Origin of the sequence: Ruegeria sp. HKCCA5491 (genome assembly GCF_013034565.1) — a bacterium.
Classification (GTDB): domain Bacteria; phylum Pseudomonadota; class Alphaproteobacteria; order Rhodobacterales; family Rhodobacteraceae; genus Ruegeria.
The window spans coordinates 25,401-43,118 of record NZ_WQGG01000005.1; the positions used below are offsets into that span (position 1 = coordinate 25,401).

At 60.5% G+C, this 17,718-nt stretch carries 15 protein-coding genes; 3 read left to right on the forward strand and 12 right to left on the reverse strand.

The features are described 5' to 3' along the window. The first annotated feature begins 23 nt into the window (after positions 1-23). A complete protein-coding gene (locus tag GOV88_RS08370) occupies positions 24-494 on the forward strand; it encodes a tetratricopeptide repeat protein (protein ID WP_170485844.1) in 471 nt (156 codons plus the stop codon). A gap of 31 nt (positions 495-525) precedes the next feature. On the opposite strand, the gene dctP is transcribed toward GOV88_RS08370, so the two are convergent. Genes dctP through GOV88_RS08400 form a run of 6 tightly spaced genes read right to left on the reverse strand, consistent with a single transcriptional unit; the run spans position 526 to position 6,103 of the window. Next, positions 526-1,587: a TRAP transporter substrate-binding protein DctP gene (gene dctP / locus GOV88_RS08375; protein WP_171240121.1), complete on the reverse strand. Its 1,062-nt coding sequence runs from the start codon at positions 1,585-1,587 to the stop codon at positions 526-528. 25 nt (positions 1,588-1,612) lie between these two features. Next, positions 1,613-2,902 carry a TRAP transporter large permease gene (locus tag GOV88_RS08380; RefSeq protein WP_171240122.1) on the reverse strand — a complete coding sequence of 430 codons (1,290 nt, stop codon included), beginning with the start codon at positions 2,900-2,902 and terminating at the stop codon, positions 1,613-1,615. Continuing rightward, a complete protein-coding gene (locus tag GOV88_RS08385) occupies positions 2,903-3,490 on the reverse strand; it encodes a TRAP transporter small permease (RefSeq protein ID WP_171240123.1) in 588 nt (195 codons plus the stop codon). Between the two features lie 53 nt (positions 3,491-3,543). Next, positions 3,544-4,059, reverse strand: coding sequence for a flavin reductase family protein (locus GOV88_RS08390; protein ID WP_171126455.1), 516 nt, complete (start codon positions 4,057-4,059; stop codon positions 3,544-3,546). After that, on the reverse strand, positions 4,059-4,949 hold the full coding sequence (locus GOV88_RS08395) for an aldo/keto reductase family oxidoreductase (RefSeq protein ID WP_171240124.1): 891 nt from the start codon (positions 4,947-4,949) through the stop codon (positions 4,059-4,061). The genes GOV88_RS08390 and GOV88_RS08395 overlap by 1 nt, the downstream gene beginning before the upstream one ends. Beyond that, complete coding sequence (locus GOV88_RS08400; RefSeq protein WP_171124620.1) at positions 4,949-6,103, reverse strand: LLM class flavin-dependent oxidoreductase; 1,155 nt, start codon at positions 6,101-6,103, stop codon at positions 4,949-4,951. Before GOV88_RS08400 ends, GOV88_RS08395 begins: the two co-directional genes overlap by 1 nt. A gap of 107 nt (positions 6,104-6,210) precedes the next feature. Between GOV88_RS08400 and GOV88_RS08405 the strand changes: the two genes are divergently transcribed. Beyond that, entirely contained in the window at positions 6,211-6,921 is a 711-nt protein-coding gene (locus GOV88_RS08405; RefSeq protein WP_171124618.1) for a GntR family transcriptional regulator, read from the forward strand. Between the two features lie 12 nt (positions 6,922-6,933). Further along, the gene (locus tag GOV88_RS08410; protein WP_171240125.1) at positions 6,934-8,025 is read left to right on the forward strand and encodes a Gfo/Idh/MocA family protein; all 1,092 of its coding nucleotides are present in this window, start codon (positions 6,934-6,936) and stop codon (positions 8,023-8,025) included. A 2-nt stretch (positions 8,026-8,027) separates the two neighbouring features. Here the strand turns inward: GOV88_RS08410 and GOV88_RS08415 are convergent, their stop codons facing one another. The 6 genes from GOV88_RS08415 to GOV88_RS08440 form a co-directional block, all read right to left on the reverse strand. Beyond that, a complete protein-coding gene (locus GOV88_RS08415) occupies positions 8,028-10,652 on the reverse strand; it encodes a nitrate reductase (RefSeq protein WP_171240126.1) in 2,625 nt (874 codons plus the stop codon). Further along, positions 10,649-10,981, reverse strand: coding sequence for a nitrite reductase small subunit NirD (gene nirD, locus GOV88_RS08420; protein WP_171240127.1), 333 nt, complete (start codon positions 10,979-10,981; stop codon positions 10,649-10,651). Before nirD ends, GOV88_RS08415 begins: the two co-directional genes overlap by 4 nt. Further along, positions 10,978-13,410 carry a nitrite reductase large subunit NirB gene (nirB, locus tag GOV88_RS08425; protein WP_171240128.1) on the reverse strand — a complete coding sequence of 811 codons (2,433 nt, stop codon included), beginning with the start codon at positions 13,408-13,410 and terminating at the stop codon, positions 10,978-10,980. Before nirB ends, nirD begins: the two co-directional genes overlap by 4 nt. Positions 13,411-13,415: 5 nt before the next feature. Further along, positions 13,416-15,101 carry an ABC transporter ATP-binding protein gene (locus GOV88_RS08430; RefSeq protein ID WP_171240129.1) on the reverse strand — a complete coding sequence of 562 codons (1,686 nt, stop codon included), beginning with the start codon at positions 15,099-15,101 and terminating at the stop codon, positions 13,416-13,418. Between the two features lie 5 nt (positions 15,102-15,106). Then, on the reverse strand, positions 15,107-16,192 hold the full coding sequence (locus tag GOV88_RS08435; protein ID WP_171211081.1) for an ABC transporter permease: 1,086 nt from the start codon (positions 16,190-16,192) through the stop codon (positions 15,107-15,109). A 96-nt stretch (positions 16,193-16,288) separates the two neighbouring features. Next, positions 16,289-17,656, reverse strand: coding sequence for a CmpA/NrtA family ABC transporter substrate-binding protein (locus tag GOV88_RS08440; protein ID WP_171240130.1), 1,368 nt, complete (start codon positions 17,654-17,656; stop codon positions 16,289-16,291). Positions 17,657-17,718 lie beyond the last annotated feature (62 nt).

The window sequence follows — 17,718 nt, forward strand, 5'->3', positions numbered from 1 at the left end:
CCGACGAACAGGAAGAAAACCCCATGCGCCAGCTTGTATTTGCCCTTTGTCTTTTTGCATCTCCGGCGCTGGCCGAACTGGAACAGGCCCGCGACATGATGGAAGCCGGTGAATTTGAAGCCGCGCGCGAAGAACTGCTGCCAGCGGCACGGTCCGGCAATGCCGAGGCCGAGGAGTTGATCGGCGTCATGTACGGTCTTGGGCTGGGGGTCGAACAGGATTACGAACGCGCGTTTGAATGGTATCTGCGCGCCTCGATGAAGGGGCACCCGGGCGCGCAATCGGGTATCGGCTGGTACTATGAACTGGGTCTGGGAATGCCCGCGCCCGATCTGGTTAGGGCCTATATGTGGTACACGCTCAGTGCCATTGGCGGCGATCCCGACGCGGCGATCAGCCTTGAGGAAGTGGTCAAGAAAATGTCGCCGGAGCAGATCGAAAGGGCGCATGTTTTGGTAAATGACTACAAAGGGTGGATGTACCCGTTTCGGTAAGGGCCGGACGCCATCGCCCGGCCCTGTTCGCTTAGTTCAGGTCCGCATCGCGTGAGGCGTTGATGTCGGCCTCCGCCTCGGCGACGGCCTCGGTCAGCGCGTTGAACACCTCATCCCCACGGCCCACATTGGTCTGGAACCACTCATAGACAGGGGTTGCGGCCTCTTTGAAGGCAGCCTTCTGTTCGGGCGTCGGGACATAGAGATCTCCACCACCGGCGACGAAATCTTCATAAGCCTGGATCGACTTGCGCTTGGGCGAGGCAAAGGTCGCCTGTTGCAGCGCGTAGAATCCGTCGACCACGACACGGCGCATGTCCTCGGGCATCTCTTGGAACTTGGCGTTGTTCATCCACCACAGCGCGCCCATATAGGCGTGGCCGTCCAGTGTGACGTATTGCAGACCCGCATCGGGGAATTTCATCCCCATGATGTCGGTGATGCCGTTTTTCGACCCTTCAACCACACCGGTCTGAAAGCTGGTGAACAGTTCCGGCCACGGGATCGGTGTGGGCGACGCACCCAACGCCTTAACCAGTTCCTGCGGCAGGTCCGCGACCACCGTGCGGATTTTCAGACCTTCCATATCGGCTGGTTCAGCAATCCGACGCTGCGTGTTGGCAAAGTTGCGCCAGCCTCCAGTGTTGCCGATGGTCATCAGACGGATCGCGCCACCGGAATCCTCAAGAGCCATTTCGCGCATCTTGCGAGTGAAATCGCCGGACAGCACATGCTCGGCCACGCGGTCATCCGCCATCAGGTAAGGCAAGTCCAGAACCTGAACATAGGGGAAGATGCCCGACGCGCCGCCCGAGGTTGAGATGTAGATGTGGATGGTGCCATCTGCCACGCCCTGCAGACATTCAGCCCCGTTCGAGCAAAGCTGGGTGCCAATGAACAACTCGACTTCAATCGCGCCGTTCGATGCGGCCTCGACATAGTTCTTGAAAACGATCAGACCGTCATAGTCTTCGTCGTTTTCGTTCGAGTTCGCGGTGGCGCGCAGGGTGTAGTCTGCGGCGGTGGCGGCAAGTGCGGATGCGGCCAGCACCGAGGTGGCCACCGCTGCGGTTTTGATAAATCTTCTGAGCATTCGTTTCCTCCCTGTGATACTCAGTTTAGTTTGCAAATCCCGTTATCCTCGGGATCGTCATGGATAGTGCGGGGACATAGGTGATCAGGAAGATCACTATGATTTCGACAGCCAGAAACGGCAGAATCGCCTTGGCGATGGTCTCGACCTTTTCGCGCGACACGGCAGCGGCCACGAATAGCACCAGCCCCATGGGTGGCGTGGCAAGGCCGACGGTCAGGTTGACGCTCATGATAATGGCAAAGTGGATCGGGTCCACACCAAGGCTGGTGAAGATGGGCGCAAGGATGGGGCCAAGGATGATGATCGCCGGGCCTGCGTCCAGAAACATGCCGACGACAAACAGCAGCAGGTTGATCAGGAACAGCAGGATCAGTGGGTTTTCCGACAGGCCAAGGATCAGCGCCGCCAGTTGTTCCGGCGCATGGCTGAGGCTGACAACCGTCTTGAACGCCATCGCGGCACCGACCAGCAGCAAGACGACCGCCGAGGTCAGACCCGCGTTGCTCAGGATCTCGGGCACTTCTTTCAGGGTCAGCGTGCGCAGGACGAAGAACCCGATGATGAATGCATAGCCTACAGCGACCGCAGCGGCCTCTGTCGGGGTGAAGATGCCGCCGAGGATGCCGCCCAGAATGATGACGGGTGTCAGCAGCGGAAAGAACGCTTTGAGGCTGGCCTGACGACGCTCGGGCCATGTGTATTTGCGGCTGGCGACAGGGAAGTCGTACTTGTCGGCCATCACCTTGATCATCAGCATCAGACCGACGCCGACCATCACGCCGGGCACGATGCCAGCAAGGAACAGGGCCGCCACGCTTTCACCCATGACGTAGGCGTAAATGATCATGATCCCCGAGGGTGGAATGATTGGCCCGATCACCGAACTGGCCGCTGTGATTGCGGCAGCGAAGCGGCGGGTATAACCCTGTTTCTCCATCGCCGGAATCAGCATCGACCCCAGTGCCGAGGTATCGGCCACCGCCGACCCCGAGAGGCCAGCGAACAGGATTGAACTCAGGACGTTCACATGGGCCAGACCGCCCCGGAAGTGACCCATCAACGCCTGAGAGAACTCGACCAGACGGATCGTGATGCCGCCGCGGTTCATCAACTCGCCGGCCAGCATGAAGAACGGGATCGCCATCAGGGGAAAGCTGTCCATGCCGTTATAGACGTTCCGATACAGCAACGTGATGTCGTTGGTCTGGCCGCTCAGCCACAACAGAATGCCAGGCGCGGCCAGAAGGGCGAAAAAGACCGGCAGGCCGATCATCAGGAAAATCAGGAAGGTGGGCAGGAACCAGATCAGCATCTATTCAGCCCCCACCGGTGCGTCTGCGATTTTGGGCAACAGGTCTCCGCCCCCCAACAAAGTCAGGATGGCCCGCAGGATCAGCTCGATATTCACCGCGATCAGTAGGATCACCCCAACCAGCAACGAAGCCATCATCCAGCTACGTGGGACGCGGTACCACTCGTCGAACCCGAAGGAGGTAGGGATATACAGCGCAGCCGTCGCAAACTTGCCGCCAAAGCCGGTCACTTCGGACCAGCCGATATTGACCGCCACCAACAGAACGGCAAGTGAAACGATCAGCAAAAACAAGGTCAGCAACTGCCCCAGCACACGCGGCAGCATCATGGGCACCATGTCGATTGCAACGAACCCGCCACGCCGGAACGCGGTAGGCGCCATCAGCCCGGTCATCCACAACATACAAAACCGCGCGGCCTCATCCGGCCAGGGCAGGGCGTTGCCCAGAACGTATCGGAAGAACACCTGAATCAGGATTGCGATCACCATTAATGCAATCGCAACAATGCCAACCGCGCGGCCCAAACGCAGCACGGTTTCGTTCACGAATGCAATCGGCGCAAGCGCCGTTGCCAGTCCGCCCATGCGGATCCTCCCTTGTTCAGCCGCAGGTTTGCCCTGCGGTCGTCAGATCGCGCTTAGTTCTGCGCGAATTGGCCGAGTTTCCCGGCGTAAAAGGTCAGCGCGTCTCCATCCGCCATGCTGACCTTGAGAACTTTGCCCACGACGATCACGTGGTCGCCTGCGTCGTGATAGGCGTGCTGTTCGCATTCGAACCGCGCCAGACAATCCGGCAGCAGCGGTGTTCCGTTCCCGCACCGGTCATGGTCAATTTCCCGCAGCGCAAACGCGTCTTTCGAGCATCCAAAACATAGTTCGGCCTGTTCCGACGATAGCACGTGCACACTGAAATGGCGTGCCTTGTGGAAATAGGGGAACCGGCGCGAGTTGCGGTCACCGGCCCACATGATCAGCGGCGGGTCCAACGACAGGGACGAAAAGCTGTTCGCCGTGATACAGACTGGGCCGTCATCGCTGTTGCAGGTGACGATCGTGACACCTGTGGCGAACCGTCCAAAGGCGTCCCGCAACGTGCGGGTGTCGTCCTTGTGCGGGACGAATGTGTGGGTCATGTCCTTTGAGATTGCATTCATCATGGTACCTCATGCCCCAGCGCCGCCTCGTACAGGCGGAACCAGCTTTCGCGATCCAGATTAACTTTCAATGCGTCCGAGATGGTCTTGATCCGGGACAGGTTGTTGGTGCCCATAACCGGAAGGATACCTGCCGGGTGAGCCAGTAGGAACGCAACAGCCACCGCCGCGCGGTCCACACCGAATTCAGCAGCGATTTCATCCGCGACTACCCCGACAGGTGGGTTTCCGGCCATCAACATCCCGCCTCCCAGCGGCGACCACGCCATCACGGGCTGACCATGCTGCTGGTGAAAGGCCAGATCGCCATTGGTAAATGGGCTGATCTCGCCCAGAGAAATTTCGATCTGATTGGTGACCAGCGGTGTATTCATCGCTGACTGCAGCAGGGTCCAGTCCCAAGGTCGGAAATTTGACACACCAACCGCACGGACCTTGCCGCTGGCAACCATTTCGTCCAGGGCGGCGCCGGTTTCATGGTGATTCATGAACGGATCAGGGCGGTGGATCAGCAGCAGGTCGATATGGTCGATGGCCATTTCGGTCAGAGAAGTCTCGACCGATTTCAGAATATGGGCGCGCGAGGTGTCATAGTATTTGACCTTCGCGTCCGAATATCGCCCGATCGGTGCCACGATATCGCACTTGGTGACGATCTCCATCTTCGCGCGCAGCGCAGGATTGGCGCGCAGGGTATTGCCCAATACAGCCTCGGCCCCGTAATCGCCATAGATATCCGCCTGATCGAAACTGGTAATGCCCTGATCTAGGCAGGCTTGAATCTTGGCCTCGACATGAGCAGCCGAGGTATCGCTGTCATCGCCCAGCCGCCACATGCCATAGACAAGGCGGCTCATTTCCAGCGTGTTGGATAGTTTTACACGTTGCATCAGCGACGAACTCCGTTGCCCAGCGGGGTGGCCGGGGTGGTTGCGGGTACGCGCCCATAGGCTTCGGGCAGCGAACAGGTTTTCAGGTTGGGCATGACACGGGCACCAAAGTGCTTTGCCTCATCCATGTGCGGGTAGCCCGAGAAGATGAAAGCGCGGATACCCATCTTCTGATATTCCTCGATCTTGGACATGACCTGATCGGTCGACCCGACCAAAGCTGCGCCGCAGCCCGAGCGCGCGCGGCCGACGCCTGTCCACAGACCGGGTTCGACATAGCCATATTCATCCGCCAAATCGCGGTTCTTGGCCTGATGCGCTACGCCCAAAGACGTCGCGTCCAGCGCCCGTTCCCGGATCGCACGGCCATATTCGTCGTCCAGTTTCGAGACGATGTAATCCGCATATTCCTGCGCTTCGGCTTCAGTGTCGCGTACGATCATGTGCACGCGCAGGCCGTAATCCAGTGTGCGGTCGTAATTTTCTGCAACCGCGTGGACGGCCTTCATTCGTTCGGCCAGTTGATCCTTGGTTTCGGGCCACATCAGATAGACATCGCAATGCTCGCCACACAGGTCCAACGCGGAAGGAGAGTACCCTCCGAAATACAGAAGCGGTCCGCCGGTTTGGTAAGGCTTGGCCGGATCAGTGGTCAGGCCCGAGAAGTTATAGACCTCACCCGCGTGGTTGATTTCATCCTGTGTCCACGCTTGCTTGAGAATCTCGACTACCTCGCGCGAGCGTTGATAGCGGAACGCGCTGTCGGCTTTCTCACCGGGGAAATCGGATGATATGATGTTCACCGTTAGCCGCCCCTGCAGCATGTGATCCAGCGTCGCAATGGTACGGGCCAGCATGATGGGCTGCATCTCGCCACAGCGCACGGCGGCCAGCAGGTTGATCTTTTCGGTGATTGGCGCGCAGCCTGCCACGAAACTCAGCGTGTCCTGACCGACCTGATAGGAAGACGGGCACAGAATGTTACGAAAGCCCTGCGCCTCGGCCTCGCGCACGATGCCGGAACAATGCTCCCAACTCGACCGCAGGTCGCCGTCCGGCACGCCCAAGAACTGATAGTCATCCGAACACAGCGCCGCAAACCAAGAAACTTCGGCCGCATCAAGATCGGGGGATGTGATGGGGACGATGGTCATTTGATTCGTTCTCCGTGCATCTTTTGACTTTCCTCTTGCGTAGCAATCACATTGATGTAGATCAATAGTGTATCAATTTTTTCCGCGACTCGGTGAACCACCCCGAAATGACTGCCAACAGCCGAAACCCCAACGCGCTGCCGATCTATGTTCAGATCGCCGAGCTTTTGATCCGCGATGTCGCTGCGGGTCGCTTGATTGATGGTGAACGGTTGCCGCCCGAGCGCGAGATGGCGGCGAACCTGAATGTCTCGGTCGGGACGCTGCGAAAATCGCTGGCTGAGCTTGAGAAAAAAGGGATGTTGGAGCGTATTCAGGGCTCGGGCAATTACATCCGCGAGACTGGGACGCAGAACAGTGTTTATGCGATGTTCCGGCTGGAACTGCCCCAAGGCGGTGGCCTGCCGCGCGCCGATATCCTGTCGGTGGATCATCTTGAAAAGCCCGCCGATCTGCCGGAATTCGGCACCTCGGCCAAAGGCTCGCGGGTGCGGCGGATGCGCTATTTGAATGACACAATCATCGCGGTCGAGGAAATCTGGCTGGATGATTCCGCCGGAAAAGTGGATCAGGCGCTGCTGTCGGATTCGCTCTATCGTTATTATCAGCAGCAGCTTGGTTTCTGGATCACACGTGCCGAGGATCGCGTTTCGGTCCGCGCGCTGCCCAAGTGGACACCAGATTCCTTTACCAAACCCGCTGGCGAAACGGCGGGTTATATTGAGCGGTTCAGCTGGTCCGAGGGGCCGGAACCGGTCGAGTTTTCAAAAACGTGGTTCGACCCGGATCGGGCCACTTATGTCCAACGTCTGAAGTAGAAGGAAACGTGCATGACCCGGACCATCCATTACGGGCTGATCGGATGCGGCATGATGGGGCAGGAACACCTGCACAATATCGCGTTGCTAGAGGGCACGCAGGTATCGGCGATTTTCGAACCCGACGCCGAGATGGCCAAAACGGCGCAAGCGATTGCGCCCAGTGCGCAGATGGTGGCGTCGGTCGAAGACCTGCTTGCCGTGGAGGATCTGGATTGCATTGTTATCGCCAGCCCAAATCACTTGCACGTGGATCAGATCGAACAGATCGCGCGGGCGCGGCCTTTGCCCTTGCTGGTGGAAAAACCCCTGTTCACGGACCCGTCGGATAAGGCGCGATTAGAGGCCATCCAGCGCGATTACCCCCATCCGATCTGGGTGGCGATGGAGTATCGTTATATGCCGCCCATCGCTGCCCTGATTGACGAGGCGCAGGTGACCGGCGGGGTCAAAATGTTGACCATCAGGGAACACCGCTTTCCATTTCTGGAAAAGGTCGGCAACTGGAACCGCTTCAACCGCAATACGGGCGGCACGTTTGTCGAAAAATGCTGCCACTTCTTCGACCTCATGCGTCTGATCCTGCAATCGGACCCGGTGCGTGTAACGGCCAGCGGTGGGCAAGCCGTCAATCATCTGGACGAGGCTTACGACGGCGAAACACCCGACATTCTGGACCACGGCTACGTCATGGTCGACTTCGCCTCGGGCGCGCGGGCGATGTTGGAACTGTGTATGTTCGCTGAAGGCGCGCGGTATCAGGAAGAAATCTCAGCGGTTGGTCCGGATGCCAAGATCGAAGCGTTGGTCCCCGGACCGGGCCGTTTCTGGCCCGACCATCTAGGCGATGCGCCGGTGCCGCAACTGATTGTCAGCCCGCGCGCGCCCAAGGGGCCGGTCGCCAAGGACATCCCCGTCGATCCGCGCCTTCTGGCGGCGGGTGATCATAACGGATCCACCTTTTACCAGCATCAAGGCTTTCTGACCGTCCTGCGCGGTGAAAAGCCCGCCCCCGAGGTAACCTTGCAGGACGGGATGTGGGCCGTGCGCATTGGTCTGGCCGCGCAGCAGGCGTTGGAGACTGGCGATTCTGTGCGGTTCTAGGGTTACTGGGCGGCCTCTTTCTGGTGCGCTGACGCCAGCAGGCTTGCCAGTTCCGGGCGGCATGATCCGCAATTGGTTCCGGCCTGCAACGCGTCGCCAATGGCTTCGACGGTCATCAGAGTTTTGGTTTCGATGGCGGTGAGGATGGTGTTCACGCCCAGGTCGAAACAGGAACACAGTACCGGGCCGGGGTCGGGCCGGTCCGCAGGTGCACGACCAGACAACAGGTCGGGGACCTGCGGCAGCGTCGCCAGATAGTCGCGCATCACGGCCACCGGTTCGGGCGCGATGAACAAGGCCGCCACCAGACGCCCGTTTTCGTGAAACGCAAGCCTCGCCAAACTGCGTGCCGGGTCCTCAAGCAGTGTGACGTCGGCATCAGGCAGCCCAAACAGGTTGCGCGCGGCAGTTTGCCAATCGCTGACGCTCTCGGACCCTGCCAATTCCGCGCGGTAGCCGGATTTGGTGGGTGTTTGCGCCCAATATTCGCACGCAGGCGTCATTTCACGATCCGACACCGCAAACCCATACCATTTGGCGTTGAACCGGGTGATGTTCACCACGGACGCTTTACTTTCGGGTTGCCCCGATACTGGGTCCGTCGCCGCCGCAACCACAATGTCGATCCGGGCCGAAGGAGCGGTTTCCCCTGTCCAGTGGATGGGCGCAAACACCTGCCCTTTGGTGACATCACGAGTGATCCGCGCCCGCAGGATGGATGTACCATGCGGGCTGGAAACCTGCACCAAATCGGCGGGGTCTATTCCCTTGTCGCGCGCATCGTCGGGGCGGATGTCCAGAAACGGTTCGGGCAGGTGCGCGGACAGGCGCGCGGACAGGCCAGTGCGGGTCATCGTGTGCCACTGATCGCGTAGTCGCCCGGTATTCAGCCAGAACGGATAGCGTGGTTCGGTCTTGGCCGCAGGCGCGCGCCATGTGACCGGCAGCAGCCGGGCTTTGCCGTCAGGATGATAGAACTGCCCATCCGCAAAAAACCGCCCGCCCTGCCGGTTGGCGGTAATGGGCCAGCGCGTCGGCTCCAGAGCGTCATAGCCCGCCGCGTCCAGATCGCTAAGGCCCGAGATGTCGAAATCGCGCCCGAACTTGGCAGCCACACCAGACAGCGTGGCGTATTCGCGGAAAATCTCTCCGGGCGTTTGGTAATCAAAAGCCGAGGCCCAACCCATCCGCCGCCCGACCTCGGCCAAAATGTCCCAATCCGCGCGGGCCTGTCCGGGTGCAGGCAAGACCGAGCGTTGTCGGCTGATCGTGCGATCGGAATTTGTGACGGTGCCGTCTTTCTCGGCCCATGCGGCGGCGGGCAGCAGCACATCGGCCAGTCGCGCCGTATCGGTACGCGCCGTGATGTCCGAGACCACCGTGAACGGACAGGCGGCGATGGCGTCGCGCACTGCGTTGGCCTCGGGCATCGACACCACGGGGTTTGTATGGATCACCCACAGCGCCTTGAAGCGGCCGTCGCCCACGGCGCGGAACAGATCCACGGCCTTGAGGCCCGGAGCCTCGGGCATGGTCGGGGCCGACCAGAAATCGCGCACAGCGGCGCGGTGATCGGCGTTTTCGATATCCAGATGACAGGCGAGCATATTGGCCAGCCCGCCGACTTCGCGCCCGCCCATGGCGTTGGGCTGACCGGTGACTGACAGCGGACCACAGCCGGGCTTGCCGATGCGCCCCGTGGCCAGATGGCAGTTCAGGATCGCGTTGACCTTGTCACTGCCCGCGCTGGATTGGTTCACGCCCTGACTGAAGATTGTCACGACCTTTTCAGTGCCCATCCACATCTGACAGAATTGCGCGATGTCGTCGGGGTCCAATCCTGTGACCGAGACGTTATCGGCCAGCGCGCTGTCCAGCGCCGCGTGAATGCCGGTGGTGTGGGTCAGGAAATCGGTATCCACCAGCCCGGCGGCGTCGATCTGCGTCAGCAGGTGATTGAACAGAGCCACATCGCTGCCCGCAGCAAGTGGCAGGTGCAGATCGGCACTGTCACAGGACGCCGTGCGGCGCGGGTCGATCACGACGATCTTGGTCCCGCGCGTTTGCCGCGCCGCCATCAGGCGCTGATACAGAACCGGGTGGCACCACGCCAGATTGGACCCGGCCAGCACGACCAGATCGGCTTCGTCCAGATCCTCATAGGTGCCGGGCACGGTGTCGGTGCCAAAGGCGCGTTTGTGGCCCGCAACGGTCGAGGCCATGCACAGCCGCGAATTCGTGTCGATATTGGCCGAGCCGATGAAGCCCTTCATCAGCTTGTTGGCGACATAGTAATCTTCGGTCAGCAACTGGCCCGAGACATAGAAAGCCACCGAATCCGGCCCGTGTTCAGCGATGGTGTCGCGGAAGCGGTCGGCGACCAGTTGCAGGGCATCGTCCCAGCCGGTCTGCTCGCCCGAGACTACGGGCGACAGCAGCCGTTGCGACAGGCCCACCGTTTCGGCCAAGGCCGAACCCTTGGAACACAGCCGCCCCTGATTGGCCGGGTGATCCGGGTCGCCGGTGACGGTCAGGCCCCCCGCGCCATCCGGTTGCAGCAGAACACCGCAACCCACCCCGCAATAGGGGCAGGTTGAGCGCGTAGCGCAGGCACTCAGGTCTTTCACGCGGCGCTCCTTTGCCGCAATGTGGTGCTGTCCAGCAGGATGCGTTCGCCGTCCAACTGCACTGAATAAGTGGTGATCTGGCCTTCATCCGCGCCCTGCGCCTGCCCTGAGTTCAGGTCGAACACCCAATTGTGCAGCGGGCAAGTGACGGATTGCCCATGTACGATGCCCTCGGACAGGGGGCCGCCCTTGTGCGGGCAGGTGTCCGAAGCGGCAAAGACTTCGTCCTCAGCCGTGCGGAACAGGGCGACGCAGCCAACGGGCGTTTTCACCACGCGTGCGCCGCGCAGGGGGATGTCGTCGATATGTCCGATGTCGATCCAGCTCATTCTGCGGCCTCCAATGTCAGATCGGCGATAGGCGCAAAGCGTTGGGCTTCTTTGGCGTGTTCTGCCCACGGGTCTTTGCGATAGATGGATTGGCTGAGTTCAAACCGCTCGACCAATGCGCGGCGGTTGTCGAGGTCATCCACCACGGTTTCCTTGATCCAGTCGAGGCCGACCTTCGCCATCCATTTATACAGGCGGTCCAGATACTTGCCGCCCTCGCGATAGGCCTGGGTGACGGCCATGACGACCTCGATCGCCTCATCCTCAGCGGGCACCTGAACCAGCAGCTCGGTTTCCTTGACGTCCATGCCAGCGGCACCGCCAATGCTGATCTGATAGCCACTGTCGACACAGACCACGCCGATATCCTTGCACGTCGCCTCGGCACAGTTACGCGGGCAACCCGAAACCGCCAGCTTCAGCTTGTGCGGCGTCCAAGAGCCCCAGAGGATCTTCTCTAGCTTCACGCCCAGCCCAGTGCTGTCCTGTGTCCCGAACCGGCAGTGATCGGTGCCGACACAGGTTTTCACCGTGCGCAGACCCTTGGAGTACGCGTGGCCCGAGACCAGCCCGGCCTTGTTCAGATCGGACCAGATATAGGGCAGGTCCGTGCCTTTCACGCCCAGCAGGTCGATACGCTGCCCGCCGGTGACTTTGACCGTGGGAACATCGTACTTCTCGGCCGCATCTGCGATGGCACGCAGTTCTGCCGGGTTGGTGATGCCACCCCACATACGGGGCACGACGCTGAATGTGCCGTCCTTTTGAATGTTGGCGTGTTTGCGTTCGTTGACGAAACGGCTTTGCGGGTCGTCCTGATATTCCACTGGCCAGTCGGCCAGCAGGTAGTAGTTCACCGCCGGGCGGCAGACATGGCAACCGTTCAGCGTCTTCCAGCCCAGCTCCTGCCAGACGGCTTCCTGATTTTTCAACTCTTGCGATTTGATCAGGCGGCGGATGTCTTCGTGGGTCAGGTCGCAGCAACCGCAGATCGGTTGGGCGGTGGGCATCTGGAAGTCATCGCCCAGTGTGACCTGAAGCAATTGTTCGACCAGTCCGGTGCACGTCCCGCAAGAGGCGCTGGCCTTGGTGGTCGCGCGGATCGCGCCCAGATCGGTTGCGCCATCTGCAATGGCTGTGGTGATGTCGGATTTGCAAACGCCGTTGCAGCCACAGATTTCCGCCTCAGGCGGCAATGCTGCAACGGCTGAGAGAGGGTCCGCAGAGCCGCCCCCCTGATAGGCCGGGCCAAAGATCAGCGTCTCACGCATCTCGGATACGTCCTCGCCATTGCGGATCAGGCCGAAGAACCAGTTGCTGTCACCGGTGTCGCCATACATGACCGCGCCGACCAGCTTGTCACCTTCCAGCACCAGCCGTTTGTAAACGCCGCGCGCCGGGTCGCGGAACACGATGTCTTCGCGGGTCTCGCCCTCGGCAAAATCTCCGGCGCTGAACAAATCACAGCCGGTGACCTTCAGCTTGGTCGAGAGCGAACGTTGTTTGAACGCTGCGTCCTCGCCCAGCAGGGTCTGCGCCAGCACCTTGGCCTGATCGTAGAGCGGCGCGACAAGGCCAAAGACCTCGCCCTGATGCTCGACGCATTCGCCTACGGCATAGACATCGGCGTCCGAGGTGATCATTTGGTCATCGACATGAATACCCCGACCCACGGCAAGGCCCGTTTCCTGCGCCAGCGCGGTGTTGGGGCGGATGCCCACAGCCATCACCAACAGGTCGCAGGGCAATTCCGTGCCGTCCTCCAACAGCAGCGCCCGGGCCTTGCCATCCTTGCCCGCGATCTCGGTCGATTTGGCATTCAGCAGAACGGTGATGCCTTTTTCTTCCAGCGATTTCTTCAGCAGATACCCTGCGGCGGGGTCCAGTTGACGCTCCATCAGGTGACCCATGATATGCACCACGGTCACGTCAGCGCCGCGCGCGGCCATGCCTGCGGCGGCCTCAAGCCCCAGCAAGCCGCCGCCAATCACGACGACCTTGTTGCCCGTGCCCATGCCCATCATCTGTTCGGTGTCTTCCAGATCGCGATAGGCGATCACGCCGTCCAGGTCGTGCCCCGGCATCGGGATCATGAAGGGGTTCGACCCGGTGCCGAAGATCAGTTTGTCATAGGGAACGTGACCGTTTTCGCCTTCGACCACTTTCAGGTCGCGGTCGATTTTGACGACCTTCTCGCCAAACCGGCAGGTGATGCCGCGCTCTGCGTACCAAGTGTCGTCATGGGTGACGATCTCTTCATAGGTCTGATCGCCTGCGAGAACTGGGCTCAGCATGATGCGGTTGTAGTTCCCGCGTGGCTCGGCGTTGAACAGGGTGATGTCGAACGCATCGGGGGCAGCGTCGGTCAGGTGCTCCAGCACCTGTCCCGAGGCCATGCCGGCTCCGATGACTACAAGTTTCTGTTTCATAGCGTTCACTCCGCAGCGATGGCCTTGGGGGCAGGGGATTTTGGCTTGGGTTTGGCCCCGTGTTCGTATTCCTCAAGGAAATCCAAAACCTCTTGCCGGTATTCGTAGTAATCAGGGTGGGCCAGCAGCGCCTTGCGGGTGCGCGGGCGGGGCAGGTCGACATTGGTGATTTTACCGATGGTGGCCTGTGGGCCGTTGGTCATCATCACCACGCGATCGGCCAGCAGGATCGCCTCGTCCACATCATGGGTAACGCAGATCGTGGTGACTTTGGTGCGCGACCAGACCTCCATCAGAACCTCTTGCAATTCCCACCGGGTGAGGCTGTCGAGCATCCCGAAAGGCTCATCCAGCAGCAGCAGTTTCGGCGACAGGGCAAAGGCGCGGGCGATGCCAACACGCTGACGCATCCCGTTCGACATATCGGCCGCGGATTTGTCCATCGCGTCGGCCAGACCGACCCGTTCAAGGTAATATTCCACCACATCCTGCCGCTCGGCCTGGCTGGCGCGCGGATACACGCGGTCGACACCAACCGAGACGTTTTCCTTGGCGGTCAGCCATGGGAACAGCGAAGGCGACTGGAACACCACGGCGCGTTCTGGGTCCGCGCCTTCGACGTGGCGGCCATCCAGCTTGATCGCACCTTTCGAGATTTCGTTCAGACCGGCGGCCATTGTCAGCACCGTGGACTTGCCACAGCCCGAGTGGCCGATCAGCGAGATGAACTCGCCTCGGTTAAGTTTCAGGTTGAAATCCTCGACCACGGTCAGCGGGCCTTTGGGCGTGGGGTAGACCTTGTGCAGCTGGCTGAAATCCAGATAGCGCTCGTCGATCAGACCCGACTGTGCCTCCTTCACCGCAGCCGGAACACCATGGATCGGGGTCACCTCCGGCAGGGTCTTGGTACCTTCGACCTTGGCCTCGATCCCCACATCCATCAGATATTTCGTGACCTCGCCGCGCAGCGCCTTGAACGTCTCGTCATGGTTCATGGCGGACCGGTCGCGCGGGCGGGGGATCGAGACCTTGAACTCGGTCCCCAGCGTGCCATCGGGGTTCAGCGGAATGATACGGTCGGCCAGCAGGATCGCCTCGTCCACGTCATTGGTGATCAGGACACAGGTCTTGCGGTCGGACTCCCATATCTTTTCGATTTCTTCCGCCAGATTGCCTCGGGTTAGGGCATCCAGCGCCGACAGGGGTTCGTCCAGCAGCAGCACCTCGGGGTCCATCGCCAGCGCGCGGGCCACGTTCACCCGCTGACGCATCCCACCCGACAATTCGGCGGGGCGACGGGTGGCGGCGTGGCCAAGGCCGACCATGCGGATGTAATGGGCTACCTTTTCCTCTTTTTCAGGTTTGGGCATCTTGGTAAAAACCGCATCCACGGCCAGCCGCACATTGCCCGTCACGGTCAGCCACGGCATCAGCGAGTAGTTCTGGAAGATCACCCCCCGTTCCGGCGCGGGGCCGGTGATAGCCTTGTCGCGGAAGGTGACGCTGCCCTTGGTGGGGAATTCGATCCCCGCCATCAGGTTGATCAGTGTGGTTTTGCCGGTGCCAGAAAAGCCCAGCAGCACCACGAACTCACCTTCCTGAACCGAGAGGTTGATGTCTTTCAGCACATCCGTCGCAGCGGTGCCGGTACCGAAAGATTTGCTGACATTCTTGAAGTCGATCACAGCCATATCGGTCACCGGTTGTTCGAGAAGGTAAACAGCGACTGCAACGCATACATCACGCGATCCAGCAGGAAGCCGATGATGCCGATGGTAAAGACGGCAACCATGATCTTGGCCAGTGAGCTAGAGGAGCCGTTCTGGAACTCATCCCAGACAAACTTGCCCAGACCGGGGTTCTGCGCCAGCATCTCGGCCGCGATCAGGACCATCCAGCCAACGCCCAAGCTCAGACGCAGGCCGGTGAAGATCAGTGGAAGGGCCGAGGGCAGCACCAGCTTGGTGATCTTGGTATAGGTGTTCATTTTCAGAACTTTTGAGACGTTGACCAAGTCCTTGTCGATTGACGCCACACCCAGCGAGGTGTTGATCAGCGTGGGCCACAGCGAACACAGCGTGACAGTGATGGCCGAGATCAGGAAGGACTTCGCGAACCAGCCGTCATTGGTGACGTAAACGGCCGAGACGATCATGGTCACGATGGGCAGCCAGGCCAGCGGCGAGACCGGTTTGAAGATTTGGATCAGCGGGTTCAGCGCCGCATTTGCGGTGGGCGACAGACCCGCAGCGATACCCAGCGGAACGGCCACAATAGTTGCGATCAGAAAGCCGAAGAACACGGTTTTGATCGAGGTCCAGATCTGTGTGTAATAGCTGGGCGCGCCGGTATAGGCGACCTCTTTGACCTTTTCAGGCTGGCCTGCGTCTATGAACTTCTGGTTACGCTTTTCGACCATCGCCTCGAACTTGGCCTTTTTGGCGGCCTTGGCCTGCGCGTCCTGATGCAGGCTGACGGCTTCGGACCAGACCTGCGCCGGGCCGGGGACGGCCCCCAGCGAGGTCTGCACCTTGGGGGCCAGCGTGCCCCACATCAGCAGGAAGGCGAAGATGGCCAGCAGTGGTACGACCAGCAGGCGCCAAATCTCGCCCATCTGGGCGCGCGGGTTGTCGCCTGCGCCAGCCTTGAGGATCGGGGTGATCCAGGCCAGGCCCAGAACCTGAAACCATTTATCGGCGGCGTTGATCCGGGTGAACAGGCGGGCGCGGCGGGCCTCGCGTTCAGCATCAGCGGATAGCGTATCGTGGTCGATGGCTGTCATCTTGCGGTCTCCTGGCCCGGTCGATCAGCGCCAGGCGGGGGTGGAATTCTGTTTGGAAGGGGAAGCCCCGGCCAAACGGGCCGGGGCGAGGGGGCGTTAACCCTGAACTTCGGTGCCGATGACGACCTGCTCACCCTTAAGGCCGATCGGCAGGCTTTGCAGATAGGCGTTGGGCTGGCGGGCGTCATAGGGAATGCCGTCGATGATATCCTCGGCAGGCGTGGGGGCTTTGTAGCCATCGCCGTCCCAGGGGAAATCGGCTTCGTTGGCCAAGCCTTCGTCGACCAGAATTTTCGCAGCGTCCAGATAGATGTCGGGGCGATAGACGGACTTGGCGACCTCGTCATACCACGCATCGGTCTGCGGCTCGGCGATCTGGCCCCAGCGGCGCATCTGGGTCAGGTACCAGATGGCGTCCGAATAAAACGGGTAGGTCGCGTTATAGCGGAAGAACACGTTGAAATCGGGCACTTCACGTTTGTCACCCTTCTCGTATTCAAACGTGCCTGTCATCGAGTTCGCGATCACGTCATAATCCGCGCCCACATATTCCGGCTGGCTCAACATCTCGACCGCAGCGGGGCGGTTGGCGTTATCGTTTTCATCCAGCCACATCGCGGCGCGGATCAGAGCTTTGGTGACGGCGCGGGTGGTGTTGGGGTACTGCTCGGCGAACTCGGCATTAATGCCGAAAACCTTTTCGGGGTTGTTCTTCCACAGCTCGTAATCGGTGATGACCGGTACGCCGATGCCTTTGAACACGGCCTGCTGGTTCCACGGCTCACCAACGCAATAGCCGTAGATGGTGCCTGCCTCCAAAGTGGCGGGCATCTGCGGCGGAGGCGTCACCGACAGGAATACATCCGCGCCAATCTGACCGGTCACGTTTTCAGGGCTGTAGTAACCGGGGTGCAGACCACCTGCCGCCAACCAGTAGCGCAGTTCGTAGTTGTGGGTCGATACCGGGAAAACCATGCCCATGTTAAAGGGCTTGCCTTCGGACTTGTATTTCTCGACCACCGGGGCCAGAGCCTCGGCCGAAATCGGGTGCTGCGGGCGGCCATCGTCCATTTTCGGGATATTGGGCTTCATCTCTTCCCAGACCTCGTTCGAAACGGTGATGCCGTTGCCGTTCAAGTCCATCGAGAAGGGGGTGATGATATGCGCCTCGGTGCCATAACCGATCGTTGCGGCCAGCGGTTGACCGGCCAGCATATGCGCGCCGTCCAGTTGCCCGTCAATCACACCGTCCAGCAGCACTTTCCAGTTGGCCTGCGCTTCCAGCGTGACGAACAGGCCCTCATCCAGAAAGTACCCGTTCTCATAAGCCACAGCCAGCGGGGCCATGTCGGTCAGTTTGATAAAGCCAAAGGTCAGTTCGTCCTTTTCCAGCTCCAGCGTTTCAGCCAGCGCCGGGCTAAGCAGGGCGGTGGTGGCGACAAGGCCTGCAAGCAATTTCTTCATGTGGGTCTGTCCCTTTTTTGGTCCCGGCCATCCGGGAGGGGTGAAAAACAAAAAGCCGCTGC